13 protein-coding genes and 3 tRNA genes are annotated in these 16,132 nt (G+C 66.5%); 2 read left to right on the top strand and 14 right to left on the bottom strand.

Annotated features, from left to right (window positions below; translation table 11 throughout):
- Nucleotides 1-172: 172 nt before the first annotated feature.
- A complete protein-coding gene (locus tag HU751_RS02055; protein ID WP_186735736.1) occupies nucleotides 173-1,291 on the top strand; it encodes a nitrilase-related carbon-nitrogen hydrolase in 1,119 nt (372 codons plus the stop codon).
- A 4-nt stretch (nucleotides 1,292-1,295) separates the two neighbouring features.
- The gene (locus HU751_RS02050) at nucleotides 1,296-2,336 is read left to right on the top strand and encodes an AraC family transcriptional regulator (protein WP_186735734.1); all 1,041 of its coding nucleotides are present in this window, start codon (nucleotides 1,296-1,298) and stop codon (nucleotides 2,334-2,336) included.
- A 205-nt stretch (nucleotides 2,337-2,541) separates the two neighbouring features.
- Here HU751_RS02050 and HU751_RS02045 read toward each other — a convergent pair whose 3' ends face one another.
- The 14 genes from HU751_RS02045 to HU751_RS01980 all read right to left on the bottom strand — a co-directional run bounded on the left by HU751_RS02045 (nucleotide 2,542) and on the right by HU751_RS01980 (nucleotide 16,115).
- Complete coding sequence (locus HU751_RS02045) at nucleotides 2,542-3,423, bottom strand: DUF2242 domain-containing protein (RefSeq protein WP_186735731.1); 882 nt, start codon at nucleotides 3,421-3,423, stop codon at nucleotides 2,542-2,544.
- 196 nt (nucleotides 3,424-3,619) lie between these two features.
- A tRNA-Asp gene (locus tag HU751_RS02040) sits at nucleotides 3,620-3,696 on the bottom strand.
- A gap of 83 nt (nucleotides 3,697-3,779) precedes the next feature.
- Nucleotides 3,780-3,856 (bottom strand) — tRNA-Asp (locus HU751_RS02035).
- Between the two features lie 79 nt (nucleotides 3,857-3,935).
- Nucleotides 3,936-4,011, bottom strand: a tRNA-Val gene (locus tag HU751_RS02030).
- 263 nt (nucleotides 4,012-4,274) lie between these two features.
- A complete protein-coding gene (locus tag HU751_RS02025; protein ID WP_050704775.1) occupies nucleotides 4,275-5,048 on the bottom strand; it encodes an SDR family oxidoreductase in 774 nt (257 codons plus the stop codon).
- Nucleotides 5,045-6,256, bottom strand: coding sequence for an O-succinylhomoserine sulfhydrylase (locus tag HU751_RS02020; protein WP_028690444.1), 1,212 nt, complete (start codon nucleotides 6,254-6,256; stop codon nucleotides 5,045-5,047). The genes HU751_RS02025 and HU751_RS02020 overlap by 4 nt, the downstream gene beginning before the upstream one ends.
- Nucleotides 6,257-6,271: 15 nt before the next feature.
- A complete protein-coding gene (gene purF / locus HU751_RS02015; RefSeq protein WP_050704774.1) occupies nucleotides 6,272-7,777 on the bottom strand; it encodes an amidophosphoribosyltransferase in 1,506 nt (501 codons plus the stop codon).
- Between the two features lie 42 nt (nucleotides 7,778-7,819).
- Complete coding sequence (locus HU751_RS02010) at nucleotides 7,820-8,374, bottom strand: CvpA family protein (RefSeq protein ID WP_050704773.1); 555 nt, start codon at nucleotides 8,372-8,374, stop codon at nucleotides 7,820-7,822.
- 329 nt (nucleotides 8,375-8,703) lie between these two features.
- The gene (locus HU751_RS02005) at nucleotides 8,704-9,387 is read right to left on the bottom strand and encodes an SPOR domain-containing protein (protein ID WP_186735729.1); all 684 of its coding nucleotides are present in this window, start codon (nucleotides 9,385-9,387) and stop codon (nucleotides 8,704-8,706) included.
- Entirely contained in the window at nucleotides 9,371-10,678 is a 1,308-nt protein-coding gene (gene folC / locus HU751_RS02000; protein ID WP_186735727.1) for a bifunctional tetrahydrofolate synthase/dihydrofolate synthase, read from the bottom strand. Before folC ends, HU751_RS02005 begins: the two co-directional genes overlap by 17 nt.
- Nucleotides 10,678-11,571, bottom strand: a complete 894-nt coding sequence (gene accD, locus HU751_RS01995) for an acetyl-CoA carboxylase, carboxyltransferase subunit beta (RefSeq protein ID WP_028690439.1) — start codon at nucleotides 11,569-11,571, stop codon at nucleotides 10,678-10,680. The genes folC and accD overlap by 1 nt, the downstream gene beginning before the upstream one ends.
- Before the next feature lie 207 nt (nucleotides 11,572-11,778).
- Nucleotides 11,779-12,399 carry a phosphoribosylanthranilate isomerase gene (locus HU751_RS01990; RefSeq protein WP_046856435.1) on the bottom strand — a complete coding sequence of 207 codons (621 nt, stop codon included), beginning with the start codon at nucleotides 12,397-12,399 and terminating at the stop codon, nucleotides 11,779-11,781.
- A 59-nt stretch (nucleotides 12,400-12,458) separates the two neighbouring features.
- Entirely contained in the window at nucleotides 12,459-13,313 is an 855-nt protein-coding gene (gene truA / locus HU751_RS01985; RefSeq protein ID WP_023632367.1) for a tRNA pseudouridine(38-40) synthase TruA, read from the bottom strand.
- 135 nt (nucleotides 13,314-13,448) lie between these two features.
- Complete coding sequence (locus tag HU751_RS01980) at nucleotides 13,449-16,115, bottom strand: FimV/HubP family polar landmark protein (RefSeq protein WP_186735725.1); 2,667 nt, start codon at nucleotides 16,113-16,115, stop codon at nucleotides 13,449-13,451.
- Nucleotides 16,116-16,132: the final 17 nt, after the last annotated feature.

Genomic DNA, 16,132 nt, shown 5'->3' with positions numbered 1-16,132 from the left:
CGGGCGCCTCTACCAAGCCTCTACAGCAGCGTGGCGGGGCCCGTCGTTTGTCTGAGGTCGACATTAAACAGGCGTTTGAACACGCTCAATGATCGAAACTGACAACTTATTGATCCTGCTGCACAGCAGGACTACCCTAGGGCACTCCTTCTGCACAGCGCTGGACTGCTCCATGCGAAAACTGCTAGCCGGCGCCCTGGCGCTGGTCACCCTTGCCGCCCTCTGCGGCTACGGCTTCTGGACCCTGCAGCGCCCGGAGGGTCATTACCTGTCCGACCTGCGCATCGAACTGGCCCTCAACCAGGGCGTGCCGGGCGAGCACGGCAACCTGCTGGGGGTCGAACCCCTGCTGTACCCAGGGGACTACCAGAACCTCACGCGCCTGCACCGCAAGCTCTCGGCCTACCTGGAACAGGCCCGCGCCCAGGGCCTGGTCAACCCGCGCACCGTGGTGGTGTTGCCGGAACATATCGGCACCTGGCTGTGGGCCCGGGGCGAGAAGCGCGAGCTGTACCAGGTCACCCAGCGCAACGAGGCCTGGCAGTGGCTGGAGCTGAGCAACCCGCTGCGCTATGGCCTGGCGATGCTCGCCGCCAGCGGCGACGATCGCCGCTCGGACGCCCACCTGCGCATGAAGGCCGCGCAGATGGCCGCCGACTACCAGCAGGTGTTCGGAAACCTGGCCCGGGAATTCGGCGTCACCCTGGTCGCCGGCTCCATCGTCCTGCCCGCGCCCTATGTGGAGAACGGCGTGCTGCGCACCGGCAACGGCCCGCTGTACAACAGCAGCCTGGTGTTCGCCAGCGACGGTTCGGTGCTCGGGCAGCCCCAGCACCAGCAGTACCCCGACAGCGAAAGCCGACGCTACATCCACGACGGCCAGCAGCATCCGCTGCAGGTGCTGCAAACCCCCGCCGGACGCTTGGGCGTACTGATCGGCAGCGACAGCTGGTACCCCGCCAACTACCGGCAACTGGCCGCGCAATCGGTGCAACTGGTCGCCAACCCGGTATTCCTCAGCGGCAAGCAGAGCTGGCTGGCGCCCTGGCGTGGCAACCGCCACCAGGCCCAGGCCGCCGACCTGCCCCTGCGCCGCGGCGCAGTGAGCGAACAGCGCGCCTGGCAGCAACTGCCCCTGGCCGCCAACGCCGCCACCCCGAGCATGAGCGTATTCATGCGCGGCCAGTTCTGGGAGCTGGGCAGCGACGGACAGGGCTTCGCCAGCCAGGGTGGCACGCTGTGGGTCGGCAACGACAGCCACGGCGCGCGCCTGCTCAACCTGTGGCTGTGACGACATGCCCCGCCCCCGCGTACGCCTGGGTGAACTGTCGGTCGGTTTCGTCCAGCCCCTGGCCGAGGCGCTGACGGCACTCGACCACGATCCGCACCCCCTGCTGCTGCGCTATGGCCTCGACGCCAGGCGCCTGGCCGAACCGGGCGCGCGGCTGTCGATCCCGCGCTACATGCACCTGGGACACGCGGCGATCGCCTTGTCCGCCGAGCCGGCGCTGGGCCTGCACATGGGGCGCCTGAGCCGCCTGGCCCAAGCCGGCCTGGCCGGCGTCGCCGCCGCCCAGGCCCCGACCCTCGGCGACGCCGCCCGCACCCTGCTACGTTTCGAACCGCTTTATGCCGCCAACTACCGTGGGCAGTCGAGCTTTCACGAAGACGCCCAGGGCGCCTGGCTGCGGTTCTACTCCATCAGCCCCTACAACGACTACAACCGCTTCGTGGTCGACTCGCTGCTCGCTGGCTGGCTGGCGCAGCTCAGCGCCCTGGTGGGCAGGCCGGTGCAGGCCGAGCGCCTGGAAATCGAGTTCGACGCCCCCGCCTACGCCGCGCAGTACCAAAGCCTGTGCGCAGGCCCGGTGCATTTCGGTGCCACGGCCAATCAACTGCGCCTGAGCCAGGCCACCCTGGCCCTGCCCAACCCGCAGCACTGCCCCAGCACCTGGCAGCACCTGTTGCAGCTATGCGAAGCAGAACTGGCCCAGCGCACTCGCGTGCGCAGCCTGGGCGAACGCATCACCCACCTGCTGGGGCCGCTGTTGAACGGTGGGCGCGAGCCGGATCTGGAAGAAGTGGCGCGGCACCTGCAGCTGCCGACCTGGACCTTGCGCCGCAAACTGGCCGAGGAAGGCACGCGCTTTCGCAACCTGCTCAACGACACGCGGCGCGACCTGGCCGAGACCTATATCCGCGACACGGAGCTGGCCTTCGGCGAGATCGCCTATCTGTTGGGGTTCGCCTCGGCCGAGGCCTTCCAGCGCGCATTCAAGCGCTGGACGGGGCTGACACCGGGGGAATTTCGCCGCCATCAGCGGCAGGTGGGTTAGAGTTCGGTGGCGTCGTCCGCCGGTTCTGGCAGGTCCAGCTCATAGGCCTGAAACTCGAGCAGTTCTTCCTGGTAGTCGTCCATCTTCTCGCCCCCTTGATTCATCGTTCTTTGGTCATTGCGCCAACCTAAGGCAACGGAATGACCAAATGATTACAGCCCTATGAACGATAAACGTAGCAGGCGCCCGGGAAGTTATCGACGCGTCAGAGTGGCGCGGGGGCCTGCTCCACTGCCGGCGCTTCCTGCTGTACCTGGATCGGCGTTGGCTCGACGGGCGGCGCGATGGGCTGCGAACCCTTGCTGTCGTCCACAATCGGGGCCGCAGGGGCTTCGCTGGCCGGTACGGCAGCCGCTGGAGCGGCGACAGGCGCAGGCGCAGCGGCCGGGGCGACGGCAACCGGAGTCGGTACCGGAGCCTCTGCCACGCTCTCGGCGACCGGCGCGGCAGACTGCGGCGCGGGCGCCAGGGCAGCGGGCGCGGGTTCCGGCAAGCCCAGGTCGGCGGCCGGTTTTTCCACCTTCGGCTCCGCGGCAGGTTCGGTCTTCTCCGGCTTCTTCGGCTTCGGCAGGTAGCTTTCCACCAGGGCGAAGTAGCGGTCGTAGAACTGCGCGGCGGTAACCGTCTCGCTGGCGACCTTGACCATGGAATCGTCGGTGGAGCCGATCGGCATCGACACCGAACCCAGCACACCCACGCCAAGGCTGGCGGAAGTATTGGATTTCTTCAGGGTGTAGCGGTCCTGCAGGGCGTTGGCGAACATGGTCGAGCGCTGCTTGTCGCTCATGTCCGGCACGCAGGTGATGTTGAAGCTGATCTGCAGGTGGTTCTCGGCGTTCTGCTGGAAGCTCTTGTTGCCGGCGACCTGGTTGGCGTCGCTGCTGGTGATGATGTAGCCCTGGCTGAGCAGCGCGCGCCGCGCCGCCTCGCAGGAGCCCGCCTCGCTGGTGGCGAAACTGCGGGAGAAGGTGCCCGAGTCATCGAAGTTCTCGTGCTCGTAGACGGCGGCCTTTTTCGAGGAACAGCCGGACACACCCGCCAGCACGAGGGCCAGCCCGAGCGCGCCATAGACGGTTGATCTAGACATTGCCAATTCCGGGAAGAAACGAATGGGGCGTATTGTGCAACACATCGATCAGCAGCCGAAACCATTGATCGGTGAAGACTCTGTCAGCTTGGTGTAAATCCTTGCCCATGACTGCGCAAGATGCTGAAACGAAAAAAGCGACCCGAAGGTCGCTTTCTCGTTGCTTCGAAGTGTTCTAGGGACCTCGAGGCGAAGATGGCGCAGCGGACGGGACTCGAACCCGCGACCCCCGGCGTGACAGGCCGGTATTCTAACCGACTGAACTACCGCTGCGTATCGTTCAGGCTTGCGCCTGATTGAAACTGGGATCTGGCCTTTCGGCCTCAGACCGGTGCAAGCACCCATCTGGAGAAAAATGGCGCGGCGGACGGGACTCGAACCCGCGACCCCCGGCGTGACAGGCCGGTATTCTAACCGACTGAACTACCGCCGCGCATAGTTGGACTTGCGTCCTGTTCCTCTCTGCCAGCGTGTTTCTTTCGAAACCACTGAACCAGGAACGCCTCAGGAAGTGGTGGGTGATGACGGGATCGAACCGCCGACCCTCTGCTTGTAAGGCAGATGCTCTCCCGGCTGAGCTAATCACCCCCGCGATGTTGCTTGTTGCGTTTGCTTCGCTGAGGCCGCGAAATTTACGCAGGTACCGATGCTAAGTCAATACCCCCATTGAAGTTTTTTTCAAAAAGGGCAAAAAAGGTAGCCACTGGGGCAGCCTGATCGCGGGGCAAGCCCGCCCCCCCCACAGCAAGACACCACAGCGTGGGAGCGGGCTTGCCCCGCGATAGAGCCAGCACAACCGACAAAAAAAGGGGCTCTCGGCCCCTTTCTCTTTCATCTCAACAGGTTACAGCTCAGGTGTAGATCATCTTGCGGGTCATCCCACCATCGACCACGAACTCCTGGCCGGTGACGAACCCCGCCTGACGCGACAACAGCCACGCCACCAACGCCGCCACATCCTCGACCGTCCCTACCCTGCCCGTCGGATGCTGGGCATGGTCGGCCTCGGTCAAGGGCTCGGCGCGTCGCTGCGAAGGATCACGGGCATCGATCCAGCCCGGGCTCACCGCATTGACGCGAATCTCCGGCCCCAGGCTCATGGCCAGGGCGTGGGTCAGGGCGACCAGGCCGCCCTTGCTGGCGGCATAGGCTTCGGTGTCCGGTTCGGACTGCCGGGCGCGGGTGGAGGTCAGGTTGACGATCGCACCGCCATGGGCGCGCAAGTAAGGTGCGCAATGCTTGGCCAGCAACATCGGGCCATTGAGGTTGACCGCCAGCACCCGGTTCCATTGAGCCAGGGACAAGCTTTCCAGGGTCTGGTTATGCGGGTTGGCGATCGCCGCGTTGCACACCAGCGCATCCAGCCGGCCGAACTGCCCGAGCACCTCGGACACCCCGGCACTGACCTGGGCTTCGTCGGCCACATCCATGGTGATGAACCAGGCATTGTCGCCCAGGGCCTTGGCAACCTTGGTGCCGCGTGGGCGGTCCAGGTCGCTGAGCACCACCTGCCAACCCTCGCAGATCAACCAGGCGGCGATACCCAGGCCGATGCCGCGAGCGGCACCGGTCACCAGGGCCACCCGGCCGTTATGGCCGGGCTCGCCACCCTTCCAGTCGATCACAGCGCCGCCAGGCCGCGGGCCAGATCGGCTTGCAGGTCGGCCACGTCTTCCAGGCCGACCGCCACGCGCACCAGGCTGTCACGGATACCCGCCGCCTCGCGCTCCTGCGGCGTCAGACGCCCGTGGGAGGTGGTCGCCGGGTGGGCGATGGTGGTCTTGCTGTCACCGAGGTTGGTGGTAATGGAGATCACCCGGGTGGCGTCGATGAAGCGCCAGGCGCCTTCCTTGCCGCCCTTGACCTCGAAGCTGACCACCGCGCCGAAGCCACTCATCTGGCGCTTGGCCAGTTCATGCTGCGGATGGCTTGGCAGGCCGGCGTAGTGGACCTTCTCGATACCATCCTGCTGCTCGAGCCACTCGGCCAACGCCTGGGCGCTCTCGCAGTGGGCGCGCATGCGCAGCTTGAGGGTCTCCAGCCCCTTGGTGAAGACCCAGGCGTTGAACGGGCTGAGGGTCGGGCCGGCGGTACGCAGGAAGCCCACCACTTCCTTCATCTGCTCGCTGCGTCCGGCCACCACGCCGCCCATGCAGCGGCCCTGGCCGTCGATGAACTTGGTCGCCGAGTGGAACACGATGTCAGCGCCGAGCTTGAGCGGCTGCTGCAAGGCCGGGGTGCTGAAGCAGTTGTCCACCACCAGCATGGCGCCACGGGCATGGGCGATCTCGGCCAGGGCGGTGATGTCCACCAGCTCGGCCAGCGGGTTGGACGGCGACTCGACGACCAGCAGCTTGGTATTGGCCTTGATGGCCTTTTCCCAGCCGTTCAGGTCGACCAGCGGCACGTAGTCCACCTGCACGCCGAAACGCTTGAAGTACTTCTCGAACAGGCTGATGGTCGAGCCGAACACGCTCTGCGACACCAGCACATGGTCGCCGGCGCTGCACAGCGACATGACCACGGCGAGGATCGCCGCCATGCCGGTGGAGGTGGCCACGGCCTGCTCGGCGCCTTCCATGGCCGCCAGGCGCTCCTCGAAGGCACGCACGGTCGGGTTGGTGTAGCGCGAATAGACGTTGCCCGGCGTTTCGCCGGCAAAACGCGCGGCGGCGTCGGCGGCCGTGCGGAAGACATAGCTGGAGGTCAGGAACAGCGCTTCGCTGTGCTCGGCCTCCGGAGTACGGTTCTGACCGGCGCGCACCGCCAGGGTGTCGAAACCGACACCCTCGAGGTCACTGTCCAGTCGACCGGCATCCCATTGATCGGTCATGCCGTCGCTCCCAAATCAGTTGTTGTACAGGTCGATGATCGCGCTGACTGCCTGGTTCTTCACCTTGGCCAGGTCATTACGGGCCTGCTCGATGCGATCGAGGTAGGCTTCGTCGATATCGCCGGTGACATACTCACCGTTGAACACCGCGCAATCGAAATGCTCGATCTTGATCTTGCCGCCACCGACCGAGTCGATCAGGTCCGGGAGGTCCTGGTAGATCAGCCAGTCGGCGCCGATCAACTCGGCCACCTGTTCGGTGGTACGGTTGTGGGCGATCAGTTCGTGAGCGCTCGGCATGTCGATGCCGTAGACGTTGGGGTAGCGCACCGCAGGGGCCGCGGAGCAGAAGTAGACGTTCTTGGCGCCGGCTTCGCGGGCCATCTGGATGATCTGCTTGCAGGTGGTGCCGCGCACGATCGAATCGTCCACCAGCATCACGTTCTTGCCGCGGAATTCCAGCTCGATGGCGTTGAGCTTCTGGCGTACCGATTTCTTGCGCGCGGCCTGGCCGGGCATGATGAAGGTACGGCCGATATAGCGGTTCTTGACGAAGCCTTCGCGGAACTTGACGCCCAGGTGGTTGGCCAGTTCCAGCGCCGCGGTGCGGCTGGTGTCAGGGATCGGGATGACCACGTCGATGTCGTGGTCCGGGCGCTCGCGCTGGATCTTCTCGGCCAGCTTCTCGCCCATGCGCAGGCGCGCCTTGTACACCGAGACGCCGTCGATGATCGAGTCCGGACGGGCCAGGTAGACATGCTCGAAGATGCACGGCTGCAGTTTCGGGTTCTCGGCGCACTGCTTGGTGAACATCTGGCCGCCTTCGGTGATGTACACCGCCTCGCCCGGCGCCAGGTCGCGGATCAGGGTGAAGCCGAGCACGTCCAGGGCCACGCTTTCCGAGGCGATCATGTACTCGACGCCTTCGTCGGTGTGACGCTGGCCGAACACCACCGGACGGATGCCGTTGGGGTCGCGGAAGCCGACGATGCCGTAGCCGGTGATCATCGCCACCACCGCGTAGCCACCGACGCAGCGGCTGTGCACGTGGGAAACGGCAGCGAACACGTCCTCTTCGGTCGGCTGCAGCTTGCCGCGCACGGCCAGCTCGTGGGCGAACACGTTCAGCAGCACTTCAGAGTCGGAGTTGGTGTTGACGTGGCGCAGGTCGGACTCGTAGATTTCCTTGGCCAGCTGCTCGACGTTGGTCAGGTTGCCGTTGTGCGCCAGGGTGATGCCGTAGGGCGAGTTGACGTAGAACGGCTGGGCCTCGGCCGAGGTGGAGCTGCCGGCGGTCGGGTAACGCACGTGACCGATGCCGATGCTGCCGACCAGGCGTTGCATGTGACGCTGCTGGAAGACGTCGCGCACCAGGCCGTTATCCTTGCGCAGGAACAACCGGCCGTCGTGGCTGGTCACGATACCGGCAGCATCCTGGCCGCGGTGCTGGAGGACCGTAAGCGCGTCATACAGCGCCTGATTGACGTTCGACTTACCGACGATACCGACGATGCCACACATGCGACGCAACCCCTACTTTGATGAAACTTGAGTGAAGAGCACTCAGGGCTTGGTCGGCCCGAGCAGCTGCTCCTTGAACGGAAGGTCAACGGGTGCGCTGACCCCACTGGACATCCACTGGCCACTGAACCCGAGTATGAGGTTCTTCGACCAATCGGCTACCAATAGAAATTGTGGTATCAGGCGTGATTCCTGCCACCACGGATCCTGTTGCACCGGCCCCAGGCTCAGCAGCCCGACCGCCACCACCACCAGCAGCCCCCCGCGCGCGGCGCCGAAGGCCATGCCGAGGAAGCGATCGGTGCCGGACAACCCGGTCACGCGGATCAGCTCGCCGATGAGGAAATTGAGCATCGCCCCGACCAGCAGCGTGGCGACGAAAAGAATCGCACAGCCGGCAATGACCCGTGCTGAAGGCATCTGGATATAGCTTTCAAGATACTGCGCAAGCGAGCCGCCGAACATCCAGGCCACCGCACCGGCGACAATCCAGATGAGCAGGGACAAGGCTTCCTTGACGAAGCCGCGCTTGAGACTGATCAGTGATGAAATGACGACGATCGCGATGATCGCCCAATCAACCCAGGTAAATGCCACGGTGTTGCCTGCCGACGTTTGAGGCGGCGCATTTTACCAGAGGCAGGGGGCTTGGGGTAAGCGGAATGTCAGGCGTTTGAAGGGCTGCGGGCTGACTCCGGGGACAGCTTTGCGGGCTAGAAAAGCCCTTTCGAGGCAATCCCACGCCTGCAAAATCCTACGCGCACCTGTAGGAGCGGCCTTGTGTCGCGAAAGGGCTGCGCAGCAGCCCCAGGATCTCAGCGTCGAAGCAGAAATCGCTGGGGCTGCTGCACAGCCCTTTCCGACCGGTCCGACGCCTCGGCAAGGCCGCTCCCACAGGGACGGCGCATGGTGTCGACAATCGGGCGTCAGCCACGCTCCGGCTGGAAGCGCACCACGATGCCTTTTAGGTTTTGCTGGCGACTGATCACATCACGCAGGCGCTCGGCCTCGGCGCGCTCGATCAGCGGACCGACGAACACCCGGTTCATGCCATCCGCCGAACGGATATAGGCGTTGTAGCCCTGGCTGCGCAGGGTCTTCTGCAGGTTCTCGGCACCAGCCCGATTGGACAGGCTGGCCAACTGGATCGACCAGCTCACCGGCAGGCCGTTGGCATCGATCTTCGACGGCGCGGCCGGCTTGGCGGCGGGAGCGGCGGGCGCCACGCTCGGCGCAGGCGCCGGACGCGCCTCCACCTTCGCCACCGGCGGCGTCGGCACTGGCGTCTGCGGCTTGGGCTGTACGGGCGGCGCCGAGGTCGCTACCGGCGCGATCGGCTGACTCGGTGTCGTCACCGGCGCCGTGGACTCGTTGACCACCACCGGCGGCTGCTCGTTCTGCTCCGGCAACGGTTGCGGTTCCGGCACCTGGACCGGCTCCACCTGCACCTGGGGCAGGCTGGGCATGGCCGGCGCCTCCGGCGCCTCGACACGCACCTGGCGCATCTCGTCCTCGCGAGTGAACAACATCGGCAGGAAGATCACCGCCAGCGCCACCAGCACCAGCGCACCGACCATGCGCTGCTTCATCCCTTTATCCAGCACTGCCATCTACTCCATCCTCGAGGACCTGCCGCTCTAGCCAGGCCAAGGCCTCGCCGACGCAGAAAAACGAACCGAACAGCAGGATCTGGTCATCCGCCGTCGCCTGGGCGCACTGCCCTTCGAGGGCAGCCGCGACACTGGCGTAAGACTTCACCGTCGCACCGAGGTTCGTCAAGGCATCCGCCAGTTCCGCGGCCGGGCGGCTGCGCGGCGTGTCCAGCGGCGCCACCGCCCAATCGGCGACCTGGTCGCGCAGCGGCGCGAGCACACCGGGCAGGTCTTTGTCGGCCAACAGGCCGAACACCGCCAGGCGTCGCCCTTTCACCGGGCGCGCCGCCAGGCGGCGGGCCAGGTACTCGGCGGCGTGCGGGTTGTGGCCGACATCCAGCAGCAACTCCACGCGCTTGCCCCGCAGCAGCAACTCGCGCCGGTCGAGACGACCGGTGATACGCGTATCCAGCAAGGCCTGGCGAACCGTGCCGGCATCCCACGGCAGGCCCATCAGCAGGAAAGCCTGCAAGGCCAGGGCGGCATTCTCCATGGGCAGGTCGAGCAACGGCAGGTCGCGCAGTTCAACGGGCGAACCGTCGAGCTGGCGACCACGCCAATGCCAGTGGTCGACGCTGCTATCCAGGTCGAAATCACGCCCGCGCAGGAAGAACGGGCAACCCAGCTCGCGCACCTTGTCCAGCAAAGGCTGCGGCGGATCCAGGTCACCGCACAGCGCAGGCTTGCCTTGACGGAAGATCCCCGCTTTCTCGTAGGCCACCGACTCGCGGCTATCGCCCAGGTAGTCGACATGGTCGACGCCGATACTGGTGACCAGCGATACGTCGGCATCCACCAGGTTGACCGCGTCCAGCCGACCACCCAGGCCGACCTCGAGCACCACCGCGTCCAGCGCGGACTGCTTGAACAGCCAGAACGCCGCCAGGGTGCCCATCTCGAAATAGGTCAGCGAGATCTCGCCACGCGCCGCTTCCACCGCGGCGAACGCTTCGCACAGGCGCTCATCGCTAGCCTCGCGGCCTTCGATCAGCACCCGTTCGTTGTAACGCAGCAGGTGCGGCGAACTGTACACCCCGACCTTGAGCCCCTGGGCGCGCAGCAGCGCGGCCACGAAGGCGCAGGTCGAACCCTTGCCATTGGTGCCGGTCACCGTCACCACTCGCGGCGCCAGCTTGCCCAGCCCCAGGCGCGTCAGCACCTGTTGCGAGCGTTCCAGGCCCATGTCGATGGCCGAGGGGTGCAACTGTTCGAGGTAGGCGAGCCAGTCGCCCAGGCTGCGCTGGTTCATCACGCGACCGCAGCGACCTCTTTGGCCGCTTCCGGGGTCGGCTGGCCGGTCATCTGCGCCAGCAGGCGAGCCAGACGCGGACGCAGCTCGTCACGCGAGATGATCAGGTCGATGGCGCCGTGCTCCAGCAGGAACTCGCTGCGCTGGAAGCCTTCGGGCAGTTTCTCGCGCACGGTCTGCTCGATCACGCGCGGGCCGGCGAAGCCGATCAGCGCCTTCGGTTCGCCGACGATCACGTCGCCGAGCATCGCCAGGCTGGCCGAAACGCCGCCATAGACCGGGTCGGTCAGCACCGAGATGAACGGAATGCCTTCTTCGCGCAGGCGCGCCAGCACGGCGGAGGTCTTGGCCATCTGCATCAGCGAAATCAGCGCTTCCTGCATGCGCGCGCCGCCGGAAGCGGAGAAGCAGACCATCGGGCAGCGGTTTTCCAGGGCGTAGTTGGCGGCGCGCACGAAACGCTCACCGACGATGGCACCCATGGAGCCGCCCATGAAGGAGAACTCGAAGGCGCTGACCACGATCGGCATGCCCATCAGGGTGCCGCTCATGGAGATCAGCGCGTCCTTCTCGCCGGTCTGCTTCTGCGCGGCGGTCAGGCGGTCCTTGTACTTCTTGCCGTCGCGGAACTTCAGGCGGTCGACCGGCTCCAGGTCGGCGCCCAGCTCGGCACGGCCTTCTGGATCGAGGAAGATATCGATGCGCGCGCGGGCGCCGATACGCATGTGGTGGTTGCACTTAGGGCAGACGTCGAGGGTCTTTTCCAGCTCCGGGCGATACAGCACGGCTTCGCAGGACGGGCACTTGTGCCACAGCCCTTCCGGCACCGAGCTCTTCTTCACCTCGGAACGCATGATCGAAGGGATCAGTTTGTCTACCAACCAGTTGCTCATGCTTGCTTTCTCCAGTATTGGCCGGGGAGACCTGCATGGCCCCGCCCTGCCCTTGAGCTCAAATTCTTCTGTAAAGCGACGATGGACCGGCTACAACCGCCCCACCTCCAATTCTTCCCCGGCATGCCCCGCGCTCTGGCGCGGCCTGGCAGCACCGGGCTGCGAAAGCTATGGACGATGGCGCGCGGCCAGCCGTCACATCCGCGTTCACGCGTGTTTCACCGCCTGCATGAAGGCTTCGATCTTTGCCGCATCCTTGATGCCCTTGGCCTGCTCCACGCCGCCGCTGACATCCACCGCGTACGGGCGCACCTGGCGAATGGCCTCGGCGACGTTGTCGGCCGACAGGCCACCGGCAAGAATGATCGGCTTGCTCAGGCGCTGCGGAATCAGTGACCAGTCGAAGGCCTCGCCGGTTCCCCCCGGCACGCCCGGCACATAGGCGTCCAGCAGGATGCCGCGGGCGCCGGCGTAATGCCGGCAGGCGGCCTCCAGGTCATCCCCGGGGCGCACCCGCAGGGCCTTGATCCAGGGGCGGTGGTAGCCCTCGCAATCGGCCGGGGTCTCATCGCCGTGGAACTGTAGCAGGTCCAGGGAAACCACTTCGAGGATCTCGTTGAGCTCGCAGCGCGAGGCGTTGACGAACAACCCCACGGTGGTCACGAACGGCGGCAGCGCATCGATGATCGCCCGCGCCTGGCGCACGTCCACCGCCCGCGGGCTTTTCGCATAGAAGACGAAACCGAGGGCGTCGGCGCCGGCCTCGACCGCGGCCAGGGCGTCCTCGATACGGGTAATCCCGCAGATCTTGCTGCGAACGTTGCTCATGGACGGCGAACCTTGGGTGATCGGGAAAGCGTCGATGGTAGCAAATGCCCCGTGCCCCGTCAGTCCGCCAGCGCCTCGTAGCCGGTAAGAAAGTGTGGGCCGATGTAACGCTGCGGCAGCGCGTATTCTTCCGGATACTCCACCTGCACCAGGTACAGGCCGTAAGGGTGCGCGGTCACCCCGCCGTCACGGCGGTTGCGCCCCTCCAGCACTTCGCGGGCCCACTCCACCGGACGCTCGCCGGCGCCGATGGTCATCAGCACGCCGGCGATGTTGCGCACCATGTGGTGCAGGAACGCGGTGGCGCGCACGTCCAGCACGATCATCCGGCCATGGCGGGTCACGCGCAGGTGGTGGATATGCTTGATCGGCGACTTGGCCTGGCACTGGCTGGCGCGGAAGGCGCTGAAGTCATGGGTACCCAGCAGATACTGCGCGGCCTCGGCCATGCGCTCGACATCCAGCGGGCGGTGATTCCAGGTCACTTCCTCGGCAAGGTGCGCCGGGCGGATCGGGTCGTTGTAGATGACGTAGCGATAGCGCCGCGCGGTGGCCTTGAAGCGGGCATGGAAGTGCGCGGGCATGGGCGCCGACCAGACCACGCTGATGTCATGGGGCAGGTTGAAATTGGTGCCCAGGGTCCAGGCGCGCTCGTCGCGCACGGCGCGGGTGTCGAAATGCACGATCTGCCCGCAGCCATGGACGCCGGCATCGGTGCGCCCGGCGCAGATCACCGAGATCGGCTCGTTGGCCACCGTCGACAGCGCCTGCTCCAGGGCCTGCTGGACACTGGGCACGCCGCTGGCCTGGCGCTGCCAGCCGCGGTAGCGCGAGCCTTTGTATTCCACGCCCAGGGCGATGCGGGTGTAGCCTTCGGCGGCCGATTCGGCGGCGGCGGTGTCGATGATGTCCAAGAGCGGCAAACCTGATGCTGAAACGAAAGGCGGGAGTATACCGGCAAACCGTGCAGGGGCCGAAATGATCGCGGGGCAAGCCCGCTCCCACGTGTTCTGTGGAAATGGGCTTGCCCCGCACGGTGCAACGTCGCCTCAGACCAGGCGCGAGAGCATCTCGTTGGCTTCCTGGCGCTGGCTGTCGTCGCCGTCCTTGACCACTTCGTCGAGGATGTCACGGGCGCCCTGGTGGTCGCCCATGTCGATGTAGGCGCGGGCCAGGTCGAGCTTGGTGGCCACTTCGTCGGCGCCGGAGAAGAAGTCGAAGTCCAGGTCGTCCAGCGGCTCGGGCTCGAGCGCCGCGTCCTCGGCGGTGAACTGCGGTTCAGGCGCCGCTGCCGGGACATCGAGGTTCTGCGACAGCTTGTCGAGTTCGGCGTTGACGTCGTCCAGTTCCGAGGCGAAGTTCTTCGCCGCCGGCGAGTCGTCGTCCAGCGACAGCGACAGGTCGAAGTCCTCGGGCAGCTCCAACTCGGAGATCGGGTCGAACTCCGGGATGGCCTCGAAGGCCGCGAGCTCCGCCGCCACATCCACCGGGGTTTCCTCGCTGCTGGCCGGGGCCACCGGCTGTTCGGCGACATCCAGGTCGAATTCGGCCAGGTCGTCGACGTTCTGCGGCGTCGCCTGGGCTTGGGCAAGCAAAGCCTCGAAGTCGTCGTCGGCATCGGTTTCGGCAACCGCAGGCGCAGGCGCGACCTCGGCCTGGACCTCGGGCGCCTCGACAACCAGGTCCTCAAGACCGGCCATGTCCAGGTGATCATCTACCGGCAGGTCATCACCCAGGCTCAGGTCGAAGGCGCTGTCCAGGTCGGCCTCTTCGGCGACAGGCTCAGGTTCCGGCTCGGCCGCCACGACAGGCTCAGGCTCAGGTTCCGGCTCCACGACGAGTTCCGGCGCGCTTTCGCCCAGCTCCAGCTCCTTGTCCTGCAGCAGGTCCTGGACATACTGCTCATCCAGCTCGGCGGCCAGGGCTGCAGCCCCGGCAGCGCCTGCCGCCACCGCCGCGACACCCAGCATGGCCGGGAAGCGCTCCTTGAGCGCGGCGACCTCGGCCTGGTTCGCGTCATTGACCGCCAACTTGCGTTCCTGGCCGGCGAAGGCGTCCTGGTCGCCCTGGCGGGCATAGACTTCCATCAGCTTCAGGCGCAGGTCACTGCGCTGCGGCTCGGAGGCCACCGCAGCCTCCAGCAAGTCGGCGGCATGGTTGAGACGGCCACGGGCCAGGCTGTCGTCCACTTCGGCCAGCAGCGCGGCACGCGGATCGACCGCCGGCGCGGCGGCTTCGACGGCGGCCGCAGGCTTTTCCGCGGCAACGGCCGCTGCGGCCGAGGCCGCCACCACCGCTGGCGACAGGGTCACGCTCGGCGCCGACACGTCGAGGCCTTCGAAGCTGCTGGGTGGCAGCTCCAGGTCAGGGCCACGCTCGCCATCCTCGGCCAGGGCACGCGCCATGCGCAGGTGCTTTTCGGCTTCCTGCTGGGCCTTGCGCTTGCGCGCCAGGAGCAGCAGCAACAGCAGCAGGACCAGGAACGCGGAGCCGGCAATCAGGCCCAGCAGCAGCGGATTGCCCAGCAACTGGTCGAGCATGCCGGGCTCTTCGCTGGCCGGTGCTTCGGCGGCCACATCCTGCGGCGCGGTGTCGGCGGCGGCAGGCGCCGGAGCGACTACCGGTTCGGCCGGGGTCAGCTGGGCGTTTACCGCCGGCTGTGCCGGAGCCGGCTCGCCCGGCAGCGCGCCGGCCGGCGGCTGCGGTGCCGCGGCGCCCTGGGCCTCCAGGCGCGCCAGCTGGTCGTTTTTCAGCTCGATCAGACGCTGCAGCTTGTCCAGCTGGCTCTGCAGGTCGACCATGCGGCTCTTGAGTTCTTCATTGTCGCGACGGCTGGTGTCGAGGCTTTCCTGGGCCACGGCCAGCTTGTCGCCCAGCGCCTTGGCCTCACCGGCCGCACCCTTGCCGCCCGGCGCCACCAGGCGCAGGTTGTCGCCCTGGGCAATGCGTGCCGGCGCGGCGCCAGCCTCGCCACGGCGGGTGGCGTCCAGTTGCCGTGCGCGCGGGCCGAGGCGACGGCCTTCGCGCCAGGCGGCGTACTGCTCGGCCACTTCGCGGTTGGCCTGGGCCTGGGGAATGCTCTGTGCCTGCTGCTGATCGGGCAGGCGCAGCACCTGGCCGGTCTTGAGCTGGTTGATGTTGTTGCCGATGAAGGCATCCGGGTTCAGCGCCTGGATGGCCAGCATGGTCTGCTGGATCGAGCCGCCGTTGCTGTTACGCGCGGCGATCTGCCAGAGGGTGTCGCGGCGCTTGGTGGTGTAGCTGCCCGCGCTGACCGGCGGGTTTATATTGGCCTGGGTCGGCTGGCTGCCCTGGGCCTGGGCCTGGTCGAGCAGCACGCTGTAGTCGCGCAGCAGGCGGCCCTGGGGCCACATGACCTGGACCAGGAACTTGACCACCGGCTCCGGCAGCGCCTTGCTGGAGGTGACCCGCAGCACGCTCTTGCCGTTGGGGTTGACCACCGGGGTGAACGTGAGGTCTTCGAGGTACGGCGGGAAGGCCACCCCGGCCTTGGCGAACTCTTCCGGCGACGCCAGGCTGGGCGCCATCTGCGCTGCGGTGAGGTCGCGCACGTCGAGCAGTTCGATCTCGGCATCCAGCGGCTGGTTCTGCGCCGACTTGAGGGTCAGCTCGCCCAACCCCAGAGCGTTAGCCATGCCGGACGACAGCGCCGAGGCTGCCGCGATGGCCAGAACCAGTTTGCGAATTCGAAGCATGAACTCTTCCCTTGTAT

Source organism: Pseudomonas peradeniyensis, from assembly GCF_014268935.2.
In the GTDB taxonomy this organism is placed as follows: domain Bacteria; phylum Pseudomonadota; class Gammaproteobacteria; order Pseudomonadales; family Pseudomonadaceae; genus Aquipseudomonas; species Aquipseudomonas peradeniyensis.
Note: the sequence above shows the minus strand (reverse complement) of the source record. Positions and strands in the feature narration are given on the sequence as shown.